Genomic DNA, 22,984 nt, shown 5'->3' with positions numbered 1-22,984 from the left:
GCACCAAGCGCCTCACTGCCGCGTGAAGTAGTCCAACGTCGTGTCGGCCTTGGTCGGGCACGGCCCCGACTGCGTGATCCGGTGCAGGTCCAGCAGCGCCTTCGCGTCCAGCGCGGTCTGCAGCAGGTCCGTCGACGTGCAACGCGTCGACACCTCGAGCAGCCGCGAATCGTCCGGGTACATCCACTCCTGAAGCTCCAGACCGTCACCCGGTTCGCCGTCGCGCGGCCGGGTGCGGTGCACCTCGACCGGGCCCAGCGCGTCCAGCTCGTCGATGGTGACGCGGCCGGCCAGCCGGCTGTCCATCAGCGCGATCTGGTCGTCGGAGAACAGCGTCCGCAGCCGGCTGCGGTCCTCCACGGCGCGTTCGACGGAGTTCCGGCCCAGGCGCAGCTTGAGCGCCCCGGAGCAGACGAAGCTGTCCGGCGTCACGTCCACCTCGACGCTGAAGTCCTCGCAGCGCCGCATTGCGGTCGGGACCCGGTCGGGGTCTATCGGCCGCAGCTTGACCACGGAGTCGTTGGGCCGCTCGCCGCCGCGTACACGCGCCAGCACTCCGTGCCGGCGCAGCGTCAGGTCGGGCGTGTCGAGGTAGTACACGTTCCGTACACGCTCGACTCCGATACCGAGCAATGCGCGCACGGCGTCATGCGACTCCTCGGCCACGGTGAACTTCAGCTCCACCTGCCCGACCTCGCGCACCAGCGTGAACATCCGGTCCAGATCGCTGCCGGGCAGCCTCCAGGCCTGCCGGGCCGCATGGCGCTCCGGTTTCTTCAGCGCTTTCAGGGCGGCCACACCTCCCCGTACATCGGCCGCCGAGAGCCCGACGGCACACAAAGAATCCACCATACGTGAACCTTGTTCATTATTCGAGGCCTGACGCTCACATGTGAGCACCGGCACACCGGGCATGATGGCGGAATGAGCACATCGATCTTGTGGGAGGAACCGACGGGCCAGGGCTGGACGCAGGTCGGAGAGCTGGTGGTGGCGCTGGTGCTGTCCTCGGCGATCGGACTGGAGCGCGAGATCCGCCAGAAGGCCGCAGGACTGCGCACGTATACGATCATCGGCCTGGGAGCCGCGCTGTTCGTGCTGGTGAGCAAATACGGCTTCACCGACGTCATCCAACCAGGACGGGTCATGCTGGACCCCTCGCGGGTCGCCGCGCAGATCGTCTCCGGCCTGGGCTTCATCGGCGGCGGCGTGATCTTCATGCGGCGCGACGCCGTCCGCGGGCTGACCACGGCGGCCGGGATGTGGCTGACGGCCGGCGTCGGCGCCGCGGCGGGAGCCGGCCTGGGCCTGCTCGCGCTGCTCACGACCGTCGCCTACTTCGTGGTGTGCTACGGCTTGCGCCCGCTGACGCACTGGATGCCAGCGCTCCGTACACCACCGGTGACCTACCGTATCGAGTACCTCGACGGCAGAGGCTTGCTGCGCACGGTGCTCGACGTGTGCACCGGCGCCGGCTTCTTCGTCGCGTCGTTCAGCGGCGCGGGGCGTGACGGCCGTACGGACCGGGACGACCGGAACGACCGGGACGGCACGCGTGACCAAGCCGGGCGTCCGCACACCGTGGAGGTCGTGCTCACGCTGCACGGACGCGGGAACGCCAACGCGCTGACCGAGCAACTGGTCAGCACACCGGGAATCGTGACGGTCGCCTACACCAATACCGACGACGAGTTCTCCTAACATCGCACTATGGCAGAACCCTGGGATCCGACAGCCGACGGCGTACTCCGCCTGCCATCCGGCCGACTGCTCCGCGGACGCGGCCTGAGCCACCCGATACCCGAAGGCCCGGAGCCGACTCTCGCGTTGTATCTGCTGGGCAAAAGCCCGCCGGAGGTCGCGTGGGAGAGCCGGTGGATCCGCTGGCCCGATTTCCGTCTCCCGGCAGATCGGACAGCGGCGCGCGAGGGATTCGTGGAAGCCTGGCAACGCTGCGAGACCGAACGCGTCGAGGTTGCGTGTGCCGGCGGACGCGGACGCACCGGGACCGCACTGGCGTGTATCGCAGTGCTCAATGGCATACCGCCGGAATCGGCCGTCGCCTACGTGCGCGAACACTATGACCGGCACGCCGTCGAGACGCCGTGGCAGCGCCGCTACGTAGCCGGCTTCCGTTAGAACCGCAGCGCATCCGCATAAGAACGCTGCGGGTGGCGGACCTCCCGAAGGTCCGCCACCCGCAGTCCCTGCTGGGCGAGAATGATTCAGCCACTAGCCGCCGTACGTGACGGTGAAGTCCCCGTTGCCGTCGTCCGGACCGGTCGTGGCGATCACGTTTCCGCTGCTGTCCGTCATGTCGATGCCCTGCGCGCCGGCGCCGGACATGGACCCGTTGTTGAACGTCGAGCCGGTGAAGTTCACCGAGGAGAAGTTCGGGAGCGGCGTGACGTCGCTGCCGGAGGTCACCGCTTCGGCGATGACCTCGGCGCTGGCGTCGGAGCCGGAGGCGCCGACGGTCTGGTTCTCGGTCCAGCCCTGGCTGTTGTCGGTCAGCACCATCTGGTACTGCCCGCCCCCGGTGTCGGCCACCGTCGAGGTGAGCGAGTCGCCGGCGGCCACCGGGTCGCCGTACTCCTGGATGCTGTTCGCGGGGTACGTCTCCCACCAGGCGAACTGCTGCGGCGAGCCGCTGGAGCAGTCCACGCCGGTGCCGTCCTGCTCGACCGAGTCGCTGCCCCAGCCGTCCAGGCCGATCCAGAACGCGACGATGCCGCCGGACGTGCACGAGACGTCGGGCTCGACCCAGCTGGAGGTGACGGTGGTGAACGTCCCGTTGTCGGCGGCGTAGCCGGCCCAGTTGGTGCTGGTCTGGTTGTCCGGGTGGACGCCCTTTGCAGGCTTCTGCGAATGCAGCAGATGCGAGAAGTGCTGGAGCTGCTTGGCCGGCAGGCTGACCGCGCTGACGGGGTGGGCCCGGCCGGTGTGGCGGATGTGCGCTGGCGTCGCGGCCTGCGCGCTCCCGATGCCGGTCGTGACGGCGAGCGCGACCACCGCGAGGAAACCGAAGAGCCTTGATGAACGCATGGATGCCTCCCTAACTGTGGATGAGCTGGGGGTTCTTGTGCGTTTCGCCCTGGCCGGGGATGACGGCCAAAGGAGGTATAGACCTGTTGGTCTATACCTCCCGGAGTGTGGCACCCGGCTTTCGGACACGTCGGCAAAGTCGGGGTAAAACCTCTGATTCGCTTGGCCGATACCGGTCATGCGCGCCGGCGGCCAACTGGGCCGCGAGGTCAGCTCAGAACACTGAGAACCACTTCGACAGTGGTCCGCGTGATCAGCGCGGGCCGCGAGACGTCGACGGCCCCCCGGGCCGAGGCTTGACCGACGTTCAGTGAAGATCGTCTTCCCGGCAAGATCAAGAAATGCCCGCCTACACCAAATAAAAGTAAATTAAAGATGATCAAGTGGCGGATGATTGCGCAACGGGGTGCGACGGTGCTTCGATTCTCGTTAGGAAACTTTACTGACGAGAAGCGGAGGGCCACCACCCCATGTCGTCGACCCGAATGCGCATAGCTCTGGCATCCGCCGGAGCTCTCGCGCTCGCCACCCAGTTCGCTGTCGCGAACGCACACGCCGCGGTCCCCCACGCCGCCGCGACCACCCACAGTGTCGTGGCGCCGGCCGCCGCGGCGAGCACCAACTACACGGCCGCCCAGGTCCTGGCCGGTGTCAAGACCCACTCGACGACCTCGACGAAGGTCAACACCAAGCCCCACATCAACACGATGACGCGGGCCATGAACGTGAACGTGTACCAGGTCGCGACCGGCGTCTACGCCTACTCCTCGAGCATGGCCATCGACGACGACGGCAGCGACCCGGACCCGGATCCGGACCACCAGGGCGACACGACGTTCCAGGACAGCAACGGCAAGCAGCTCGCTGCGCACCACGTGCCGTTCTACGTTCTGGGCGACGACTGCTGGGACAAGAAGTCCCCGTGCCCGCACTTCTTCTACAAGGAGCACGGCATCTCGGGCCGCCAGTTCGCGCTGGTCTTCTACAAGAGCAAGGTCATCGGCGCGATCTTCGGTGACACCCAGACCGGGAACGACCAGACCACCTCGAGCAACGACTCGCGCGAGCTCGGCGAGGCGTCGGTGAAGGCGGCCTCGCTGCTCGGCATCCCGAGCAGCGGCACGACCGGCGGCGTGGACAACGGCGTGACCGTCGTGATCTTCTCCGGTTCGTCGTGGGTCGTGAACGGCACCAACGCCAACCTGAGCAACAACGCGCAGGCTCTGGTGCAGAAGGCGCTGAACACCCTCGGCCCGAAGGTCGCCGGCTAGGCGGGTAGCAAGCCGGGCACAGCAAGGAACTCCCCCACGCACAGCAGAAGGCGCGGTCAGGCGGTGAACACCGCCTGACCGCGCCTTGCGTTCGCGTACTGCTGTACTGCTACACGTCCCGAACCACGTCCCGAACCACTAAGCGTGGATCGCCGGAGCCGCGTCCGGGTCCGCCGGGTCGGGCTTGCCGGACTTCAGGATCAGGCCGCAGATGAAGGCGCCGACGCCGAAGATCGCAGCGGCCCACCAGAACGCGACCACGTAGCTGTGGATCGCGGCGTTCGCCTGCACCACCGGGCTACCGGCGTTCTTGCCGACCAGGTAGTTGGTCAGCGCGGTGGCGGCCAGCGAGTTGAGCAGCGCGGTGCCGATCGAGCCGCCGATCTGCTGCGCGGTGTTCACCATCGCCGAGGCGACGCCCGCGTCGCGGGCCTCGACGCCGGAGGTGGCGGCGTTCATCGCCGGGGCGAAGATGGCGCCCATGCCGATGCCGATGACCACGATCGGGCCGAGGATGTTCGAGACGTAGCTGGAGCTCAGGCTGATACCGGTGAGCCAGACCATGCCGCCGCCGGCCATCAGCATGCCGACGAAGACCAGGATCTTCGCGCCGATCCGCGGGTAGAGCTGGGTGGTGCTGATCGTCGCGGTGATCATCAGGGCGGCGACCATCGGCAGGAAGGCGACGCCGGTCATCACCGGGGAGTACTTCAGGATCTCCTGCAGGTAGTAGTTCAGGAACAGGAAGACGCCGAACATGCCGATGCCGGTCAGGAACATCGCCAGGTAGGAGCCGCCGCGGTTGCGCTCCAGGATGACGCGCAGCGGGAGCAGCGGGTGCTTGGTGCGGGTCTGCCAGACGGTGAACGCGACCAGCAGGATCACGCCGGCGGCCAGGAAGCCCCACGTGCCCGGGGCGCTCCACGGGTGGGACTCGGCGTTGGCGAAGCCGTAGACGATGCCGAACAGGCCGGCCGAGACCAGGACCGTGCCGGGGATGTCAAGCGAGGGCCGGTCGGCGCTGCGCGCGTGCCGCGGGATCAGGACGGCGGCGCCGGCGATCGCGATCACGCTGATGCCGACGTTGACGAACAGCGTCCAGCGCCAGTTCAGGAACTCGGTCAGCACCCCGCCGAGCAGCATGCCGATCGCGGCGCCGGACCCGGCGATGCCGCCGAACACGGCGAACGCGGTGGCGCGCTCCTTGGCCTCGGTGAAGGTCGTGGACAGCAGCGACAGCGCGGCCGGGGCGAGCATGGCTCCTGCGACACCCTGCAGCGCCCGCGCGAGCACCAGGATCTCGAAGTTCGGTGCGGCGCCGCCCAGCGCGGAGGCCGCGGCGAAGCCGACCAGGCCGATCAGGAACATGGCGCGCCGGCCGATGACGTCGGACACGCGGCCGAACAGCAGCAGGAGGCTGCCGAAGGCCAGGGAGTAGGCGGTGACGATCCACTGCCGGTCGCCGTTGGAGAAGCCCAGCGCCTTCTGCGCGTCCGGCAGCGCGATGTTCACGATGGTCACGTCGAGCACGATCATCAGCTGGGCCAGACCGATGATCCCCAGAATGAACCAGCGCCTGGCGTGGTGGGGGTCGGTGGAGACGGAAGGTGGGGCGTCGGCTGTCTGCGCACCCGCTCCCGTCGTCGTGACATCTGCCATGGTTCTCGTCCCCTGCATCCGGAGGTGCCTCTTCCACTTACCGGATCGACTGTACCAGCAATGTGGAGGACTTGCCTCCACATGGAGAGGGGTGTTCCATTTAACTGCGTCTAAGATTCACCTGGCCCTCCGTCCGGAGGTGCCGCCATGGGCAGGAGCAAGCCGTGACGAACGCGAAGACCGAGGTGGCGACACCCGCCGGGGTGCCGGGCCCGCCCGCGAGCCGTCCGCTGCGCAGGGACGCCGAACGTAACCGGCAGCTCATCCTGGACACCGCGAAGACCGTCTTCGCCCACCGCGGCCTGGAGGCGTCACTCGATGAGGTGGCGCACGAGGCGGGCCTGGGCGTCGGCACCGTCTACCGCCGCTTCCCGAACCGCGACGCCCTGATCGACGCCCTGTTCGCCGACATGCTCACCTCCATCGAGCGCATCGTCGCCGAATCGATGTCCCTGCCCCGCGCCTGGGACGGCCTGGTCCACTTCATGACGGCGATGCTGGAGTCCCAGGGCCGCGACAAGGCCCTGCGCGACCTGATGCTGTCGCGGCAGAAGTACCTCGAAGAGTGCGAGTTGGACAAGGAGGAGGTCGTCCGGGAGACCGTGGAGCCCGCGCTCTACGAGATGATCGACCGCGCCAAGATCGAGGGCGACCTCCGTCCGGACGTGGTCGCGACCGATGTCGGCGTGCTGCTGATCTCGGCCGTCGGCGTGGTCGACTTCACCGCCCCGGCCGACCCGGAGGTCTGGCGCCGGCACCTGGCGGTGATGCTGGACGGGCTGCGCGCACGGGCCGCCGGGGACACGTTCTCACTCGCCCCCGAGCCGCTGGACGACGAGCAGCTTGAGGTGTGTATGACCGGCTGGAAGTACGGGACGCGCGATACGCCTCGGCGGCGTTCTTAGGAACCGCGTCCGATCCTGGTGGCGCTGACACCAGGTCAAGCACGCTCTCCCCACGTCCTCACCGCTCGCGCCACGCTGAAGTCACCACGCGGACCGCCACCGGGCATGCCGCGACTCAGCAGGGGGACCCTCTCCGTGAACGTCACCGCGAACATCAGCCTCACCCAGGCCGAAGCCCTCACCGCCGCTGCCCGCGGCCTGGCCGACGAGCGCGGCGTCGCCGCCGCCTTCGCCGTCGTGGACACCGGCGGCAACCTGGTCGCCTTCGCCCGCACCGACGGCGCGAACCTGATCACCATCGACACCGCGATCGGCAAGGCCTTCACCGCCGTCAGCATCGGCGGGGACACCACCAACCTCACCCCGGCCATCCAGCCCGGCGGTCCGCTGTTCGGCACCGGCCTCGTCCTGGCCGGATCGCGCTCGCTGGTGCCCTACGGCGGTGGCGTCCTCATCCACGCCGACGGCCGGGTGATCGGCGCGCTCGGCGTCTCCGGCGCACCGTCCTCCGACGTCGACCACGAGATCGCCATCGCGGCGTCCGCGCAGGTTCCGACGTCGCCGGCACGCTGATCCCGCGCTGTCAGCGCCCCTGTCAGGACGACGTCAGGTCCGTGTCAGCACAGCCCTCGAAAGTCGAAGACGTGACAGCGGGCCACCCGGACTCGCAGACACCACGACCTAGGAGAGCATGATGCAGACGTTCCAGACCCCGAGCCCGGTCACCGTCGTCCTGGACATCCCGGCGGGGCAGATCCGGCTGGTGGCGACCGAGCGCGCCGACGCCACCGTCGAGGTGCTGCCGTCGGAGGCTTCGAAGCGGCGCGACGTGAAGGCCGCGGAGCAGACGACGGTCGAGTTCGCCGACGGCGTGCTGCGCATAGCGACCGCCGACCCGAACAAGGTCCTCGGCAGCTCCGGTTCGCTGGACGTGACCATCGCGCTGCCGGCCGGCTCTCGGATCGAGGGCAAGGCCGGCGCCGCGGAGCTCTCCAGCAGCGGGCGGCTCGGCACGGTGAGCTTCGACGGCGCCTACCGCACCGTCGAGCTCGACGAGATCGCCGGCGGCACCATCCGGATGCACATGGGTGACCTCTCGATCGCGAAGCTGACCGGTTCGGCGCACCTCCGCAACGGCAAGGGCGACATCAGCGTCGCCGAGGCCGTCGCGGGCTCGGTCGAGCTGCGCACCGACGCCGGCAACCTGACGATCGCCGCCGCTCACGGCGTCTCCGGCACCCTGGACGCCGGCACCGCCTACGGCCGCGTCACCAACGCGATGCGGAACTCCGAGGGCGCCGGCGCCGGCCTGGCCGTCAAGGCGACCACATCGCACGGCGACATCACCGCGACCAGCCTCTAGAGTCGGTTTTCGTCACGCCGAATGTCGGTGACGAAAAGCTGGGGCCACCATGAAGACGCAAAGCTGCCGGATCTGCGGAGCCGCGCTCCCGGAACACGGCCGGGGCCGAACCTCGGTGTACTGCTCGGCGGCGTGTAGGCAACGCGCCTACCGCCGCCGGCACACCAAGGCGGACCAGACCGCCGCCGACGTCCTCGCGGACATCGAGCGCCAGGTCAGGACACTGGCTTTGGGCCCTCCGCAGGTGTTCCGAGCCGATGCCGAGGCGTTGGCGGCAGCAGCGCGAGTCCTCCGGCGCATGGCCCAAAACGTCACGCCGGAACCTGTGACGAAAACAGCGGAAACAGCGGAGTACCCGCCGCGCCTGGACGACGAAGCAGACTTCGCAGCACTCGTAGAACCCCACCGCAAATGGCTCCACCTGCACTGCTACCGCATGGTCGGCTCCTACGACGACGCCGACGACCTGGTGCAGGAAACCCTTCTCAAAGCCTGGCGCGACCGATCCGGCTTCGAGGGCCGGGCAGCAGCGCGGACCTGGCTCTACCGCATCGCCACCAACGCCTGCATCGACCACCTCCGCCGCACCGGCCGCCGACCGCAGCGCTACGAACCGGTCCCCGGCATCGATGCCGGCGGCGCCGAGCCGCCGGAGCGTCAGCCCTGGTTGCAGCCCTACCCGGACCGCCTGCTCGACGAGGTCTGCGCCGACGACGAACAGCCCGAGACCGCCGCGGTCTCGCGGGAGACCATGGAACTGGTCTTCCTGGCCGCACTGCAACACCTGCCGCCCCGGCAGCGCGCGGTCCTGATCTTCCGGGACGTCCTGGGCCGCCCGGTGGAGGAAACCGCGACGCTGATGGACATGAGCGTCGCCGCCGCCAACAGCGCGTTGCAGCGGGCCCGCCAGACGCTGCGGGAACGCCTGCCGCAGCGGCGCGTCGACTGGACCGTCGGCACCCGTAGCCAGCAGGAACGCGACATCGTGCGGCGCTACATGGTCGCCGCCGAGCGCGCCGACGTGTCGATGATGGCCGACCTGCTCAGCGCGGACGTGCTGGTCACGATGCCGCCGAACCCGGTCTGGTTCGCCGGCCGGGACGCTTTGCTCAAACAGCTCGGAACCATCTTCGACAGCAGGTCCGCGGGGTACTTCGGGCGCTGGCGGCACGTGCCGGTGGGGGCCAACCGGCAGCCGGCGGTCGCCGGATACGTGCAGCGTCCGGGGACTTCGGTGTTCCGCGCGCAGATGGTCGACGTGCTGCGGATCGAGAGCGGCCGGATCGTGGAGATCACCACGTTCGAGGCGCATCTCGTGGCCGCCTTCGGCCTGCCGCTCACGCTGCCCGCCGACAGGCCCGTCGGCGGTGACCGATGACAGATCGCAGCGGCCGGCGTCCAACTCTTTGACAGCACGGCAGACCGAGAAAACGGAGCGCCACCATCATGACCACGCAGAAGATCCAGATCGAGCGCACCTACGCCGCCGCCCCCGAGAAGATCTGGGAGCTGTGGACCACCGCCGCCGGCATCGAGGCCTGGTGGGCGCCGGACGGGTTCACCGTCCACGTCGACGCGCTGGACCTGCGCCCCGGCGGCACGCTGGCCTACACGATGACCGCCACCGGCGCCGAGCAGGTCGCGTTCATGGAGGGCGCCGGGCTGCCGCTGAGCACGGCCTCGACCAAGACCTTCACCGAGGTCGAGCCCACCCGGCGCCTGGCCTACAGCACCGTCGCCGACTTCATCCCGGGCGTGGCGCCGTACGAGTTCCTGACGGAGGTCGAACTGCGGCCCGCCGCCGACGGCGGCACGCAGGTGACCATGACCGCCGACGCCATGCACGACGAGGAGTGGACCGGCCGCCTGTCCGCCGGCCGCGCGAACGAGATGGACAACCTGGCGAAGCTGGCCGGGTAGCGCGTGCGGGGCGCAACCGGGGGCGTGATCAGCCCGCCTGCGCCCCGAGCCTGCGTTGGTGAACCAGAGTCCTGACGAACAGCACTTGAGCACCGACCACTACGGCGAACACCAGCGTGCCGTCGGCCGCCTGCGGAAGCGAACCCGCGGACAGGCTGGCGGCGAGCTCCTTCGCGCTGCGGTAGACGGTCATGGCGACGATCGGCAGCTGGAGCACCGCGAACTGGGCCAGCGTCAGCACCGTGCCGATGACGACGGCGACCGTGTAGACGCGCACCGTGCGCTGCTCGCGCCGCGGTATGGCGAGCACCGGATCCGGTCCGACCCCGACCCCGACCCCGACCCCCAACCCGGCCCCGGCCGACTGGTCGCCGCCACGGCGGGCGCGGATTCTCGTGACGTACCAACGGATGCGCGCCATGGCGTCGCCATAGAGGTTCTTGCAGCGCGTCAGCTCCTGGACCACCAGGTAGACGTCGGTCCGCATGTAGATGGCGAACTGCGCGAGGAACGAGAACAGGACCGACAGCGTGAGCAGTTCGGCCAGCCGGTGCGGCAGGCTGCTCGCGGCGGTCGAGGACGCGACGAGCAGGCAGCCCGCCACGACCGTCAGGTCCGAGGCCATACCGGCGAGGTGGAAACGCATCCGGGCCCGCCGTTCGGCCGCCCACAGGCCGGGCGCGCTGGTCTGGGCCACCAGGAACGTCAGCCGGGTCCCGAAGCCGATCCGGGCGTCGACGCCGGCGGCGCGGGCCGCGGCCAGGTGCCAGAACTCGTGCAGGGCCACGTTGCTCCACACCAGCACCACGGCGATCAGGGCATTGAGCCCGGGGTGCGAGAGGGCGAAGAACGAGTGGTACGTCGGTAGTACCTCATGCCTGACACCCTGTACGAGCCCTGCGATGATGAAGGCGGTGACCGCGAGCCCGACCCGGGGTGTGAACACCCAGCGAACATGCCCCGGACGCAGCCACGCCAGGCTTGCCTGCCGCGGTGCGGTCGCCGGGCCGGGACCGCCCCCGTGACGGTCCCGGTCTCGGCCTCCCACCGCCGCCACGAACCCGAGCTCCACCAGGTCCGCGACGAAATCGACGACGTCGAGGTCGTCCTCGTGCCGCCGATCGGCCTCGCGCTTGGCCTCGGCCACGGTCCGGCCCTCGGCCAGCAGGTCGATGATCGTCTTGGCTTCCTCCGGCAGCTCCACGAACTCGCCGGTGGCGGCGCGGCCGACGATCCACTCGCCGTCCTCGCGACGCGTCACCAACTCGTGAAACGTGACCACCGAGTCCGGCCCCGCGGTCATGCCAGAACCGCCTCGGCCATCAGCGCCCCGCAGCCGACCGCGCAGTCCGGACGCGCCGCACCCTCCATGTAGTGCTGCTGGTCGTAGTCGATCAGGTAACGCTGAAGCGACCGTCCCGCCGTCTGGACCCGCATGCCGAGCAGCAGATGGATGGTCTCCAGCGCGACGTGGTGGCCGGCGATGGCCGCCGAGGCCGCTATCACCGGGTGGAAGTCGTCGGTCCCGTCCGGCGGCTGCGACGGCAGGCCCTGCGCGGCCACCTGGTCGGTGAACGTCGCCGACAGGCAGTCCATGCAGATCGTGCGACCGGGGACGAACGCGACCAGCGAGGTCTCCGGGCCGATGTAGGCGGCGTTGAGCCACGGCATCCGCAGGCCGAACGCGGCCTCGTTCGCCCAGCGCCGGATCAGGCCCGGCGGATGGTCGGCGCACAGCACGAAGGCGTCGGAGCCGGCCACCGCCGCGGCGACCGAATCGGCGCTGTCCAGCCGCCGCTCCTCGCCGCTGACCACGATGTCGCTGTTCAGCTCGCGCAGCCGGCGCACCGTCGCGGCGACCTTGCTCCGGCCGAGGTCGGCCTCGGTGAACAGCAGCTGCCGGCTGAGATTCGACAGCTCCACGACGTCGTGGTCCACGCAGTGCACGTGCCCGACGCCGGAGGCGGCCAGGCTCGCCGCGACCGCGGAACCCACGCCGCCGACGCCCAGCACCGTCACCCGGCTCGCCTTGAGCCGGGCCAGCAGCCGGTGGCCGTCGGTGTCCGGACGCAGGTCGACGGTGTCGAAGTACTCGATGGTGCGGCGGTGCCGCTCCAGGTCGCGCGCGGTCAGCTCGGGCGGCGGCGGCGCGGCCGCGTCCTGCACCCAGCCGGAGCCGATCAGGAAGTCCAGCACCTCCCCGACCTCGGACGCGTCGGCCTCATCCGGGAACAGCGCGGCCACCTCGGCCAGGAGCTCGGCGCGGGTCCGGCTGCCGTCGAGGCGCTCGCACAGCGCCTGCAGCACGCCGCTCTCGTCCTCCAGCTCGGTGGCCATGCCGTGGACCCAGGGGCCGAACCAGACCGTGCCGTTGGCGCGGACCTGCGGCTTGTGGCCGGCTTTGAGACGGGGACGCAGCACGTCGGCTCCTTTCGCACGACGGTGGGGGGCGGGGCCTCGTCGGGCTCGAGACCCCGCCCGACGGATCAGCCCAGCGGCGGGTACGTGATCGGGTGGACTGTCGCCTCGACCTTGTCGAGCTTGCGGACCTTGATCTTCTTCATACGGGAACACCCCCCTTCGCGGCGGTAGTGGCGTTAGCATCGAACCCCTGCGTTGCATCTGCGTTGAACGCGCTCACCTGGGGGGGTCTTCACCAGTGACGGCACAAGCACCGACGAGCGAGGACCCCCACCCACCGGTCTGGTTCGGGCTTCTGGGGCCGCTGGACGTCCGGATCGACGCGGAGCCGATCACGATCCCGGCGGCCAAGACCCGGGTCCTGTTGGCCGCGTTGCTGTGCCGCCCGAACCGCGCGATCAGCGCCGACGAACTCATCGACACACTGTGGGACTCCAAGCCGCCGGACGGCGCGGTGATCACGTTGCGCAGCCACGTCCTGCGGCTGCGGCGCTGCCTGGGAGCGGCCGCCGACCGGATCCAGACCGCCGCCCCCGGATACCGCGTCCGGCTCGACCCGAACACCGAGCTGGACTCGGCGATCTTCACAGAGCTCTGTCACAGTGCCCGGGCCGCCGCGCGGCTGGCCGACTGGCCGACGGTAGCGCACAAGGCCGCCGCGGCGCTGGCGCTGTGGCGCGGGACGCCGCTGGCCGACGTGGCGTCGGAGCGGCTGCTGCGGGACGAGTCGGCGGGCTGGACGCAGGCGCGGGCCGAGATCGTCGAGCTCGGTGCGCGCGCCGATCTGGCGCTGGGCCGCAGTGCGGAGGCGGCCTCGGCACTGCGAGAGCTGGCGACCGAGTACCCGCATCGGGAGACGGCGCACGCGCTGTTGATGGCGGCGCTGAGCGCGGCGGGGCGGCGTACCGAGGCGCTGGAGGTGTTTCGGGGGTTGTCCGCCGCGTTGTCGTCCGACTTGGGGGTCGAGCCCGGGCCCGAGATCAGGGCCCTGCATCAGACGATTCTGGATGCCGACGGGGCCGGGGCCGAGCCGGGCGCTCGGGTCGATGTGTTCGCGCTGTGGCCGCGACCGCAGGCGCTGCCTCGGGACACGGCCGATTTCACGGGCCGGGACGAGGCCGTGCAGCTGCTGGTCGCGGAGCTGATCGGCGATCCGGTCGGCGATGTCCCGGCTGAAACTGTCGGAGCCGCCGGAGCCATCGAAGCCACCGACTACCCCGACGACCCCGACGTCCGCCCCGCACCGATCGCCGCGATCGACGGCATGGGCGGCGTCGGCAAGACCGCACTGGCCCTGCGCGCCGCGCACCGGGCCCGCCCCCGCTTCCCCGACGGCCAGCTCTACGCCGACCTGCGCGGCACCGGCGCCGTCCCGGCGGATCCGGGCGAGGTCCTGGGCTCCTTCCTGCGCCAGCTCGGCATGGCCGCGGACGCGGTTCCCGGCGGCACCGCCGACCGCGCCGCGCTCTTCCGCACGTTGCTCGCCGAACGCAGGGTCCTGATCGTGCTCGACGACGCCCGCGACGCCGACCAGCTCGCGCCGCTGCTGCCGGGCACCGCGGCCGGCGCCGCGCTGGTGACCGCCCGGAACCGGCTGATCGGCCTGCCCGGGGCGGTCCGGCTGGGCCTGGACGGCCTGGTCCGCGCCGAATCGCGGGAGCTGCTGGCGAAGATCGTCGGCGCGCGGCGGATCGCGGCCGAGCCGGACGCCGCCGAGGCCGTCGTCACGGCGTGCGCGGACCTGCCGCTGGCGATCCGCGTGGCGGGCGGCCGGCTGGCGTCCCGGCCGGCCTGGCGTGTCGCCGACCTCGCCGAGCGTCTGACGGCCGCGCGCCACCGGCTCGACGAGCTCAGCTACGGCGGCCAGGACGTCCGGGCCAGCTTCGAGATCGGCTACACCGGTCTGGCCGCGGCCGAGGGCGCCCCGGAAGGCGCGGCGCGGGCGTTCCGCCTGCTCGGCCTGTGGCCCGGCGGCGACCTCGGACTGCCTGCCGCGGCCTCGCTACTCGGCCTCCCATTGGCCGACGCCGAGCGCGTCCTGGAGCACCTTGTCGACGTCCACATGCTCCGCTCGCCGCGCGCCGGCCGCTACGGGCTGCACGACCTGCTCCGCGAGTTCGCGGCCGAACGTGCCGCACAGGAGGAGGACGCGGAATCCGCGCACACGGCGGTGGCCCGGCTGGCCGGCTGGGCCGTGCACAGCATGACCGCCTCGGAACGCTTCCTGGCCCCGGACCACGTCTTCGCGATCGACGAACCGCTGCCCGGCGTCACCGGGGTCTTCGCCCCGGAGAGCGCGTCGGAGGCGGTCGAGTGGGGCGAGACCGAGATCGTGAACCTGCTGGACGTCCAGCGGCTGGCGGCCGAGCATGACCTGACCGGGCCGGTGTGGCAGCTGCCGACCGCGATGTGGGGCCTGTTCCGCCACCTGCGGCTGCACGAGGCGTGGGTCCAGGCCAACGAGATCGCGCTCGCCAAGGTGGCCGGACGCCGCGACGACGCCGAGGCGGCGGTGCGCAACAACCTGGCGACCGCGTTGTCCTCGGCCAGCCGCGAAGCCGAGGCGGTCGGGCATCTGGAGGTGTGCGTCGCGATCCGGGAGGCCGCCGGGCAGTTCGCGGGCGCCGCGAAGGCGTTGAACAACCTGGGCATCGTGGCGATGCAGAACGGCGATCCCGAGGCCGCGATCGGCTACCTGCGCCGAGGCCTGGAGCTGACCGAGGGAGACATCAACCGCGCGCGGATCCACATCAATCTCGGCTATCTGCACCTGCTGCTCGACCAGTTCGACGCCTCGATCGCCGAGGGCGAGGCCGCCGAGGCCATCCACCGGGCGGCCGGCAACCGCGACGCCGGGTTCGGCTCGGTGCTGGAGAACCTGGCCGAGGCGCACGACAAGGCGGGCCGGACCGATCGAGCCCTGATGTACGCGCGCGAGGGCGTGGAGGTGCGGCGGGAGACCGCGGACCGGCACGGACTCGTCGAGAGCCTGCGCGGTCTGGCCGCGATCGCCGCTCGGCACGGCGCCGACGGCGAGGCTCGGGCCGCGTCCCAGGAGGCGGACTCGCTGGCCGGCGAAGCCGGGAACTGACCGGCGGCCGGGAACTGACTGGTCAGCGAGGACTTCGCAGGCCAGGCCCGGGGCGTCGGCGATTACCGTAAAGCTTCAGAAAAGGGTTGAGAAAAGCTAGAACAAACGTGTCCGGCGAACGGCCGCCGAGGTGGATTCTGAGTGCCCCGAAGTGAGGAGCATTCACGTGGTCCAGGGTTGGTCAGCGGGGGTGGAGGTGCCGTCCGACCCGGACTGGGTCGTACCCCGTCGGGACTGGCGTCACAGCCTGCCCCTTCTTCCGCGCCGGCCGCTGTCGGCCGTGCTGTTGGGCGTGCTCGCGGCGGGGGTCGCGGGCCTGTTGGCGCTGTGGTGGCGGCAGACGCCGACCGACCGGCTCCAGTCGGAGGCGGACTACCTCGTCATGCTGGCGCAGATCACCGGGCTGGTCGGCGCGTATCTGCTGCTGGTCGAGATCGCGCTGATGGCCCGGGTGCCGTGGCTGGAGCACCGGCTGGGTTCGTGGCTCGCGTCCGCGCACCGCAGCCTGGGCGGCTATCTGGTGTTGCTGTTGTCTGCGCACGCGGGGTTCGTGATCGCGGCGTACTCGGTCAGCGTGCACGCGCCGCCGTCGACCGTCCTGGTCAGCATCCTGCGAACCTATCCGGGGGTCCTCGCCGCGACCATCGGGTTCCTGGTGATGCTGCTGGCGGGCTTCACCTCGGCCCGGAGCATCCGGCGGCGGCTGGGTTACGAGGGCTGGCACTCGATCCACCTGCTGATGTACCCGGCCGCGGCGGCCGCGTTCTGGCACCAGATCAGCCTCGGCGCGCAGTTCACGCGGAACCCGTGGGCGGCGGACGTCTGGGTGGGACTGCACGCGATCGTCGCGGCGGCGATCGTGTGCAACCGCATCGTGATCCCGCTCCTGAACAACCGGCACCACCGGTTCCGGGTGACGCGGGTGGAGGAGGTCGGGCCCGACGCGATGAGCGTGTACATCACGGGACGCCGGGTCGCCGACCTCGGGGCCGAGGCCGGGCAGTACTTCCGGTGGCGGTTCATGAGCCGGAGCCTGTGGTACCAGGCGCATCCGTTCTCGCTGTCGGCGGCGCCGCACGCCGACACGCTGCGGCTGACGTTCAAGTGCGTCGGCGGGTACACCCGGCGGCTGAAGCGGCGGCTGCGGCCGGGCGTCCGGGTGTTCCTGGACGGGCCGTACGGCGCCTTCACCGGGGTGCTGCGCCGTCAGCACGGCGTGGTGATGATCGGCGGCGGGATCGGGGTGACGCCGCTGCGCGCGATCGTCGAGACCATGCACGGCCGCCGGCACGACATCGTCTTCATCCAGCGGGCCTCGACGGTCGGGGACCTGATCCTGACCCGCGAGCTCGAAGCCCTCAACGCGGCCGGGCGGATCATCTACATCCCGGCCATCGGCAGCCGCCGGAACGATCCGCTGTCCGTCGAACGACTGCTGGACCTGATCCCGGACCTGGAGGACCGGGAGGTGTTCATCTGCGGGTCGGTCGGCATGGCTTCCGCCGCGGTGCGGAACCTGCGGCGGGCCGGGGTGCGCCGGGGGCGGATCCACACCGAGATCTTCGACTTCTGAGTTCAGCTTCGCTCGGGCCCTCTCCCGGGGCACCTTCGTCGATTCAGTCGAATCAGGGGACGCCAATGCGTATTCCTCACATCAGAACTCTGTTTTCCGTCATCGGCACGGTCGGAGCGATGGGCGGCCTGCTCGCCGCCAAGACCTCGGCGCACGGCCTCGCGCCGAAGGAGCCGCCGGCCACGAAGAGCACGTACGAGGTGGGGTCGAGCGCGGTCGTGACCGTGACCGGGCCGCCGATCGCGATCACGCACGGGATCGTGCAGGTGCGGATCACTGTGGCGAACGGGCGGATCGTGTTCGTGGCCGCGACCAACCTTCCGCACGACAACGACGATTCTTGGGCGCGCTCGGTGATCGCGGCGGGGATTCTGGGGCGCGAGGCGGTCGCGACGCAGTCGGCGCATGTTGATGGGGTGAGCGGGGCTACGTATACGTCGAAGGCGTATATGGCGTCGTTGCAGGCGGCGATCGACGCTGCCAAGAGCTGACCTGTCCGCTGGCACACACGATCGGGGTCCGCATCAGATGGCTGATGCGGACCTGCTTGCGGATACGCGGGTGCCATCCGTCAGACGAGCGCGGCGACCAGCAGGGCGAAGGCGGCGATGATGTCGGCGACGCGGACGTAGTGGAAGCGGTCCCAGCGGTTCATCTGCGCCTTCCAGTCCGCCGGCCGGTTCTCCGGGGTCCAGGTCTTGTTCTGGTTGTTGATCGGGACGAGCAGCAGGAGCGACATGATCACGCTCACGATCAGCAGCGCGCCGCCGGCGACGACGAGGCCGGTGCCGTGGTGGTGCCAGCGGGCGGCGGCCCAGATCGCGACGAGGACGACCGAGCCGATGTACCAGAACGGCATCACGGCGCCGAGCATGCGGCCGCCGTGCGCGCGGCCGAGTTGGTCGCTGTCGTCGGGGAGCGCGTCGAGGATCCGGTTGAGGACGAAGGCGACGGCGAACTCCACCCCCACCATCACGCCGACGGCCACGGTGGTGAATACCTCGAGTGTGCTGATCATGGTGTCCCCTCCTGAATTTCTAGCGTTGCTAGCTGATGTTGCGACGCTAGCACTGCTGTCGCTCGATTGTCTAGCAGTGCTAGAATCGAGCCATGTCGGTACAGGAACGCAAGCACCGGGAACGGGCGCAGCGCGAGCGCCTGATCGTGGCGACGGCCCGCGAACTCGCCGAGGACCAGGGCTGGGACGCGGTCACCACCCGCCGGCTCGCCGAGAGCATCGAGTACAGCCAGCCCGTCCTCTACAGCCACTTCCGCGGCAAACGCGAGATCATCGGCGCCGTCGCCCTCGAAGGCGCCGCCGAGCTGGCCGCGGCACTCCGGGCGGCGACCGCTGCGGCCGTTGCGGCCTCCCCAGCGGACGCCCGCGCCCGCGTCACCGCCCTGGCCCGCACCTGGCTCGACTACGCCGAGCACAACCCGGCGGTCTACGACGCCTTGTTCAACCTCGACGGCGGCCTGGCGTTCGCGCAGGAGGACACCCCCGCACCGCTGAAGGACGCCTTCGCCGCGTTGCTGGAGACCCTTGGAGAGGTCGCCGGCGACGGCGTCCATCCAGGAGTGTTCACCGAGCTGTTCTGGGCGGCACTCCACGGGCTGGCCACCCTGACCCGAGCCGGACGGCTGCCGCCGGAGCTCACCGAAGTGCGGCTGGAGCTGTTGGTGGACCGGCTCGCCGTGCTCTGACACACGATCCGGGCGGTGCACATCGCCGTGCCGCTGCCCCGGCCCGAAGAAGCGGCCTGGCTCCGGGTGAACACCGTGACCGCCAGCGCGTTCTTGCCGGGCATGTTGCTGGAGCCGAGGATCACGAACCACATCGCCTGACCGGCGGAGCGAGACGGCCCAGGACGCCGATCTGGCTCGCGGGCCGTCCCCGGCACGCGCCGTCACACCTGGCACGCCCCGTCATACCTGGGATGCCCAACCCGCCGACGGATACCGCACAAGTTGACGGCCGATCGGTCGCCAGGAGGATGAATCGGCACGTCGTCCCGCAATACCGTCGCCTCATCCGAGAAGCAGACGGGGGTTGCCATGACGGCAAGTACGGGGGCTCAGGAGCGGATGCTGTCGGAACTGGAACGACTGAAGGTGCGCGCGGGCATGAGCTTCGCCCAGCTCCAGTCGGCCGTTCCGTACAGCAGGTCGGCGCTGCACCGGTATTTCACCGGGCAGTCGCCGATCCCGCGCGACGCCGTGGTCGCGGTGGTGCATGCGTGCGGCGGCGACGAGGCCGCGATGGTGCGGATGTGGGAGGCGGCTTCGCCGTATCAGCTCATTGAGTCATCGCCTCGGTGAGGTCCCGCAGCAGTTCGGAGGCCGTGAGCGCGTCGAGGCGGCCGAACGCCGGGTAGCTCCGCCCCGAGTAGTAGTCCTCGCCGTCTTCGTGGCGGCTGAGGAAGACCGCGCGGAACCGCTGCACCTCGCCCCACTCGCTGACGTAGCCGATGGTCATGCCGGGGTCCAGGTCCACGGTGAGCGAGCCGCCGTCGGGGAGCGGACGCGAGATCCAGCCCTGGATCCCGGCGTCCTGCGGCGCGCCCCGCCGCCACCCCCGTCGCTCCAGGCCCAGCACCTTGCCGACCGGCGTCGCCATCCCGTCGAACCGGGTGAGCGTGCCCGACGCCTTCTCCGCGTCGGTGAGTGCGTACACGGTCCGTCCCAGCTGCTCGAAGGGCTGCAGGATCTCGTAGTCGGCGAACACGTCGGACCACGCCTTCACGCCCGCCCCGAGGTGCAGGGGATGCGCGATGCCGATCGCCGCGTCGTCCGCGACGAGGTATTCGTCATCTGCGACATCGGCGAACGTCAGGTCCTCCGCGACGCGGAACGTGCTCTCGACACCGTCTTCGCTGAAGGTGGCCCACACCAGGCGCCGGACGATGTGGCGCAGCAGCGGATGCGCGACGAAGTACTCACGGAACTCCTGCGACGTCCAGCGCCGCTGCGCCACCATGGCGAGCTCGAAGCGCGCGATCTGGCTCGTGGCGAGCGTCCGCGCGTCCTTCTTCAGCGCCGAGAAACGCTGGTAGGCAGCCGGGGCGAGCTCGGCGTCGTCCTTCGCCCCGGGCTTCGGCAGGGCCTTGAGACGCTTGCCGCCCTGGTCCGCGACGAACGGCTTGAGCTGCTCGTCGAACCCGACGGTGAAGTGCCGCGGCCCGTAGTCCAGGGACAGCGTCCCGGACGGCGCCAGCCCGAGGTCCGGGACGAGACGGTCGCCCAGCTGGTCCGGCGTGAGCCCGAGCTCGTCGGCGATCTCCGTGACGCGCTGCGCGGCGCGCTCCTTGAGCGCCTTGAACTTGACCTTCTGCGAGATGTCGTAGAGGTGCATCAGGGCCGTGTCACCGCCGATGTCGGCCAGGACGTCGAGCCCGGCGACGGCCCGCTGGTGCCCGTTCTCGCCAGGCCACGTCCGGATCATCGGGGACAGGCGCCGCACGACGTCGTCGCCGCCGAACCAGCGCGAAGCGTCGAAAGCCCAGCTCTCCTTGGCCGGATAGTCGACGCCGCGCCAGTTCTCGAACAGCGCCGCCACGAAGGCGGCCAACGATGCCGGGTCGCAGATCTCCCTCGCCGTTTCCAGGCCGGCGTAGGGCTCGGAAGGCTTCGACACCGCGAACATGAGCAGCAGGTAGTGCACCGACAGCTCGGGGAGCGCGGCCTGTCGTCCCTTGAGGAGAATCTGCGGCAGCGATCGCGGATGGGCCCAGTCCGGAACGACCGGCATCACCTTGGGCAGGGTGAGGGTGCCGTCGTCGGCGACGATCGCGGCCACCGCCTGCGCCACGGCGTCGCCGTAAGCCGCGGCGGCCTCGGTGATCTCGGCGGTGAACCCGCGAGCGGCCAACGTGCGGATGGCCAGCTCGGCGGCGTTGCGCGCCTTGCCGGCCTTGCCGACAGCTACCGGTATCAGGGTTCTGGCCGCGACGGCCGGGTGCCGCGTCAGCCACTCCAGCGCGAACGGCCGGGCGGTCTTGAGCCGGCTGAGCCAGTCGCAGGCGAGCAGCGCGGCCTCGGACGCCGCGAACGGCGCGAGATAGAAGATCCCCGACGCCGGTTCGCTGCGCGCCAGGTGCAGGATCGGCGGCAGGGCGTCGGCGCCGAAGCGGTCGACGAGCCGCGGGATCCAGGTCTCGGCCTGCCACGAGTCGGGCTCCCAGACCGGGAGGACCGAGCGCACCAGGTCCTCGGGGGCTTCGACCGCGAAGTGGCTGTTGGCGTACCAGCCCGCTGATTTGGTGGCGCTGATGCGGGCGGCGATGTCCTCCCAGCTTCCGAGCGTCCAGTGCGGGTTGGTCACGATCGGCTGGGGCGCTCGGCGTTCGCGCTCCCCGTCCTGCCAGACCAGGGCCGACTCGCTCGGCGCGACCAGGCCGGTGATGACGACGGGCTTGGCCGGCTTGGCGTCGGTCAGCCACGGCGGGCTGACGAGGAGCGTCGGCAGCGTGGCCGGGTCGGCTTCCGGGACGCGGACGTTGGCGGCGCGCAGCTTCTCGACGAGTTCGCGTGCGGCCGGAGGGAGGGTCGGCAGCTCGGCCTCGGCGAGCTCGTTGTTGGCGAGGACGTGCAGGCGCAGCAGGTTGGCGGCGGCCAGACCGCGCGGCGTGTCGCGGAGTGCGGCTTCGGCGAGCACGCGCAGAGCACGCCGGGGGAAGTTCTCGGCGGCGGTCCGGATCGCGTCCGTGTAGTACTTCTTGTCGACGTTGTCGAGGAGGTGGTGGAAGGCGTCGGTCGATGCCGTGCAGGCGATGACGAAGAGCAGCCGCTGGAGGGTGTCCGGGTTGCTCTCGCGCCACGCGACGAGGATCGGGAGAAGATCCGCGCCGAGGGTGTCGAGGGCGGTCCACAGGACGGCGGGCTCCTGGTTGAGGGCCCACGCGCTGACGCTCCGCGCCGGGAAGGCGGCTACTTGGCGCTCGGTCGTGATCGAGCTGACCGCCAGCCACAGGCCGAGGTGGGCCCGCTCCAGGAGCGCGAAGTCGTCCTCGACCCAGTCGACGTGCTCCGGCATCAGGAAGGACGTGAGGATGCGGGACCAGGCTCTGCCGGTGGTCGTCGGGTTCGCGAGCGCGATTCGTTGTCCGGCAAGGGTTTCAGCGGCCTGCGCGTAGTCCTCCTCTCCCGCCGACGCCAGCCGTCGCCGCAGGTGGATGGCGAGGTCGAAGTACTTGGCCGATTCGGCCATGTCCTCGTACGCGGCGTGCTTCCGGTAGAGCCACGCCGACGTCCGCGACCCCTGGTGATAGTCGCCCGCGGCCTTCACGCCGAACAGTTCGACGGCGGCCGCGGCGGCGAAAGCATGGCCGCGTACGGCGATCCAGGCGTCGATGATGCCGTCCGGGTCGGCGTAGTCCGGGGTGTCCGGGGAGATCATGATGGCCGCCGCAATGCCTGCCGCGAGCGGGGTCGCGGTGGCCAGGTCGCCGTTGGAGGCGCGGTACTTCCTGGTGAGATCGGGGTCGGTCGGCCGGTTGTCGAGGACCACGGCGACGGCGGCGCTGTTCTCTTCCAGCCATGCGGCGTAGTACGCGGCGGCTTCCGGGCCGGCGTTCGTGGCGGCGGTGGGGTCCTTGCTCACAGCGACGCCACGGCGGGGAATCACCAGGCGGCGCATCGCCTCGGGGATCGCGTTGGTGTCTTCGTCCCTCGGCGACGCGTCGGTCGTGGTGGACGCTTCGGTCGTGGTGGTGGCGCCACTCATCGATCACTCCCGGG

21 protein-coding genes are annotated in these 22,984 nt (G+C 70.4%); 14 read left to right on the top strand and 7 right to left on the bottom strand.

Annotation, left to right across the window (positions count from 1 at the left end; genetic code table 11):
* Window positions 1-12: 12 nt before the first annotated feature.
* Window positions 13-798: an adenylate cyclase gene (locus ABH920_RS03535; RefSeq protein ID WP_370346666.1), complete on the bottom strand. Its 786-nt coding sequence runs from the start codon at window positions 796-798 to the stop codon at window positions 13-15.
* Window positions 799-924: 126 nt separating this feature from the next.
* On the opposite strand from ABH920_RS03535, the gene ABH920_RS03530 reads away from it, so the two are divergent.
* Entirely contained in the window at window positions 925-1,701 is a 777-nt protein-coding gene (locus ABH920_RS03530) for an MgtC/SapB family protein (protein ID WP_370346664.1), read from the top strand.
* 9 nt (window positions 1,702-1,710) lie between these two features.
* Window positions 1,711-2,139, top strand: a complete 429-nt coding sequence (locus ABH920_RS03525) for a protein phosphatase (protein ID WP_370346661.1) — start codon at window positions 1,711-1,713, stop codon at window positions 2,137-2,139.
* Window positions 2,140-2,232: 93 nt separating this feature from the next.
* On the opposite strand, the gene ABH920_RS03520 is transcribed toward ABH920_RS03525, so the two are convergent.
* A complete protein-coding gene (locus ABH920_RS03520) occupies window positions 2,233-3,045 on the bottom strand; it encodes a G1 family glutamic endopeptidase (RefSeq protein WP_370346659.1) in 813 nt (270 codons plus the stop codon).
* A gap of 470 nt (window positions 3,046-3,515) precedes the next feature.
* Between ABH920_RS03520 and ABH920_RS03515 the strand changes: the two genes are divergently transcribed.
* Window positions 3,516-4,316, top strand: coding sequence for a glycoside hydrolase family 75 protein (locus ABH920_RS03515; protein WP_370346657.1), 801 nt, complete (start codon window positions 3,516-3,518; stop codon window positions 4,314-4,316).
* Between the two features lie 138 nt (window positions 4,317-4,454).
* On the opposite strand, the gene ABH920_RS03510 is transcribed toward ABH920_RS03515, so the two are convergent.
* Window positions 4,455-5,975 carry an MFS transporter gene (locus tag ABH920_RS03510; protein WP_370346655.1) on the bottom strand — a complete coding sequence of 507 codons (1,521 nt, stop codon included), beginning with the start codon at window positions 5,973-5,975 and terminating at the stop codon, window positions 4,455-4,457.
* Between the two features lie 164 nt (window positions 5,976-6,139).
* On the opposite strand from ABH920_RS03510, the gene ABH920_RS03505 reads away from it, so the two are divergent.
* The 5 genes from ABH920_RS03505 (at window position 6,140) to ABH920_RS03485 (ending at window position 10,163) form a co-directional block, all read left to right on the top strand.
* Window positions 6,140-6,880, top strand: coding sequence for a TetR/AcrR family transcriptional regulator (locus ABH920_RS03505; protein WP_370346653.1), 741 nt, complete (start codon window positions 6,140-6,142; stop codon window positions 6,878-6,880).
* Window positions 6,881-7,015: 135 nt separating this feature from the next.
* Window positions 7,016-7,453, top strand: coding sequence for a heme-binding protein (locus ABH920_RS03500; RefSeq protein WP_370346651.1), 438 nt, complete (start codon window positions 7,016-7,018; stop codon window positions 7,451-7,453).
* A 121-nt stretch (window positions 7,454-7,574) separates the two neighbouring features.
* Window positions 7,575-8,243, top strand: a complete 669-nt coding sequence (locus ABH920_RS03495; protein WP_370346649.1) for a DUF4097 family beta strand repeat-containing protein — start codon at window positions 7,575-7,577, stop codon at window positions 8,241-8,243.
* Window positions 8,244-8,292: 49 nt separating this feature from the next.
* Window positions 8,293-9,621 carry a sigma-70 family RNA polymerase sigma factor gene (locus ABH920_RS03490; protein WP_370346647.1) on the top strand — a complete coding sequence of 443 codons (1,329 nt, stop codon included), beginning with the start codon at window positions 8,293-8,295 and terminating at the stop codon, window positions 9,619-9,621.
* A 68-nt stretch (window positions 9,622-9,689) separates the two neighbouring features.
* Window positions 9,690-10,163: an SRPBCC domain-containing protein gene (locus tag ABH920_RS03485; RefSeq protein WP_370346645.1), complete on the top strand. Its 474-nt coding sequence runs from the start codon at window positions 9,690-9,692 to the stop codon at window positions 10,161-10,163.
* A 28-nt stretch (window positions 10,164-10,191) separates the two neighbouring features.
* Here ABH920_RS03485 and ABH920_RS03480 read toward each other — a convergent pair whose 3' ends face one another.
* Window positions 10,192-11,466 carry a hypothetical protein gene (locus ABH920_RS03480; protein ID WP_370346643.1) on the bottom strand — a complete coding sequence of 425 codons (1,275 nt, stop codon included), beginning with the start codon at window positions 11,464-11,466 and terminating at the stop codon, window positions 10,192-10,194.
* Complete coding sequence (locus ABH920_RS03475) at window positions 11,463-12,584, bottom strand: ThiF family adenylyltransferase (protein WP_370346641.1); 1,122 nt, start codon at window positions 12,582-12,584, stop codon at window positions 11,463-11,465. Before ABH920_RS03475 ends, ABH920_RS03480 begins: the two co-directional genes overlap by 4 nt.
* A 238-nt stretch (window positions 12,585-12,822) precedes the next feature.
* Here ABH920_RS03475 and ABH920_RS03470 point away from each other — a divergent pair, with 238 nt between their 5' ends.
* The 3 genes from ABH920_RS03470 to ABH920_RS03460 all read left to right on the top strand — a co-directional run bounded on the left by ABH920_RS03470 (window position 12,823) and on the right by ABH920_RS03460 (window position 17,739).
* Window positions 12,823-15,675 (top strand): BTAD domain-containing putative transcriptional regulator, encoded by a 2,853-nt coding sequence (locus ABH920_RS03470; RefSeq protein WP_370346639.1) that lies wholly within the window; start codon window positions 12,823-12,825, stop codon window positions 15,673-15,675.
* A gap of 166 nt (window positions 15,676-15,841) precedes the next feature.
* Window positions 15,842-17,248 carry a ferric reductase-like transmembrane domain-containing protein gene (locus tag ABH920_RS03465; RefSeq protein ID WP_370346637.1) on the top strand — a complete coding sequence of 469 codons (1,407 nt, stop codon included), beginning with the start codon at window positions 15,842-15,844 and terminating at the stop codon, window positions 17,246-17,248.
* Between the two features lie 65 nt (window positions 17,249-17,313).
* Complete coding sequence (locus ABH920_RS03460; protein WP_370346635.1) at window positions 17,314-17,739, top strand: FMN-binding protein; 426 nt, start codon at window positions 17,314-17,316, stop codon at window positions 17,737-17,739.
* A gap of 80 nt (window positions 17,740-17,819) precedes the next feature.
* Here the strand turns inward: ABH920_RS03460 and ABH920_RS03455 are convergent, their stop codons facing one another.
* Window positions 17,820-18,266, bottom strand: coding sequence for an anthrone oxygenase family protein (locus ABH920_RS03455; RefSeq protein ID WP_370346633.1), 447 nt, complete (start codon window positions 18,264-18,266; stop codon window positions 17,820-17,822).
* 92 nt (window positions 18,267-18,358) lie between these two features.
* On the opposite strand from ABH920_RS03455, the gene ABH920_RS03450 reads away from it, so the two are divergent.
* From ABH920_RS03450 to ABH920_RS03440, 3 genes are all read left to right on the top strand, one after another.
* Window positions 18,359-18,952: a TetR/AcrR family transcriptional regulator gene (locus ABH920_RS03450; RefSeq protein ID WP_370346629.1), complete on the top strand. Its 594-nt coding sequence runs from the start codon at window positions 18,359-18,361 to the stop codon at window positions 18,950-18,952.
* Window positions 18,953-18,967: 15 nt separating this feature from the next.
* Window positions 18,968-19,093 (top strand): hypothetical protein, encoded by a 126-nt coding sequence (locus ABH920_RS03445; RefSeq protein WP_370346627.1) that lies wholly within the window; start codon window positions 18,968-18,970, stop codon window positions 19,091-19,093.
* Window positions 19,094-19,303: 210 nt separating this feature from the next.
* Window positions 19,304-19,567: a helix-turn-helix domain-containing protein gene (locus ABH920_RS03440; RefSeq protein ID WP_370346625.1), complete on the top strand. Its 264-nt coding sequence runs from the start codon at window positions 19,304-19,306 to the stop codon at window positions 19,565-19,567.
* Here the strand turns inward: ABH920_RS03440 and ABH920_RS03435 are convergent.
* Window positions 19,545-22,970: a DUF4132 domain-containing protein gene (locus ABH920_RS03435; RefSeq protein WP_370346623.1), complete on the bottom strand. Its 3,426-nt coding sequence runs from the start codon at window positions 22,968-22,970 to the stop codon at window positions 19,545-19,547. The two genes, ABH920_RS03440 and ABH920_RS03435, sit on opposite strands and share 23 nt — an antisense overlap.
* Window positions 22,971-22,984 lie beyond the last annotated feature (14 nt).

The sequence above is a fragment of the Catenulispora sp. EB89 genome (genome assembly GCF_041261445.1).
Taxonomy (GTDB): domain Bacteria; phylum Actinomycetota; class Actinomycetes; order Streptomycetales; family Catenulisporaceae; genus Catenulispora.
This window is presented reverse-complemented; position numbering and strand designations above follow the sequence as displayed.

Excerpts from the sequence above, each read along its gene's own strand:
- ABH920_RS03520 (WP_370346659.1), bottom strand. The coding sequence starts at position 3,045 with ATGCGTTCATCAAGGCTCTTCGGTTTCCTCGCGGTGGTCGCGCTCGCC.
- ABH920_RS03490 (WP_370346647.1), top strand. The coding sequence starts at position 8,293 with ATGAAGACGCAAAGCTGCCGGATCTGCGGAGCCGCGCTCCCGGAACAC.
- ABH920_RS03440 (WP_370346625.1), top strand. The coding sequence starts at position 19,304 with ATGACGGCAAGTACGGGGGCTCAGGAGCGGATGCTGTCGGAACTGGAA.
- ABH920_RS03435 (WP_370346623.1), bottom strand. The coding sequence starts at position 22,970 with ATGAGTGGCGCCACCACCACGACCGAAGCGTCCACCACGACCGACGCG.
- ABH920_RS03450 (WP_370346629.1), top strand. The coding sequence starts at position 18,359 with ATGTCGGTACAGGAACGCAAGCACCGGGAACGGGCGCAGCGCGAGCGC.
- ABH920_RS03480 (WP_370346643.1), bottom strand. The coding sequence starts at position 11,466 with ATGACCGCGGGGCCGGACTCGGTGGTCACGTTTCACGAGTTGGTGACG.
- ABH920_RS03460 (WP_370346635.1), top strand. The coding sequence starts at position 17,314 with ATGCGTATTCCTCACATCAGAACTCTGTTTTCCGTCATCGGCACGGTC.
- ABH920_RS03515 (WP_370346657.1), top strand. The coding sequence starts at position 3,516 with ATGTCGTCGACCCGAATGCGCATAGCTCTGGCATCCGCCGGAGCTCTC.
- ABH920_RS03530 (WP_370346664.1), top strand. The coding sequence starts at position 925 with ATGAGCACATCGATCTTGTGGGAGGAACCGACGGGCCAGGGCTGGACG.
- ABH920_RS03495 (WP_370346649.1), top strand. The coding sequence starts at position 7,575 with ATGCAGACGTTCCAGACCCCGAGCCCGGTCACCGTCGTCCTGGACATC.
- ABH920_RS03455 (WP_370346633.1), bottom strand. The coding sequence starts at position 18,266 with ATGATCAGCACACTCGAGGTATTCACCACCGTGGCCGTCGGCGTGATG.
- ABH920_RS03510 (WP_370346655.1), bottom strand. The coding sequence starts at position 5,975 with ATGGCAGATGTCACGACGACGGGAGCGGGTGCGCAGACAGCCGACGCC.
- ABH920_RS03485 (WP_370346645.1), top strand. The coding sequence starts at position 9,690 with ATGACCACGCAGAAGATCCAGATCGAGCGCACCTACGCCGCCGCCCCC.
- ABH920_RS03525 (WP_370346661.1), top strand. The coding sequence starts at position 1,711 with ATGGCAGAACCCTGGGATCCGACAGCCGACGGCGTACTCCGCCTGCCA.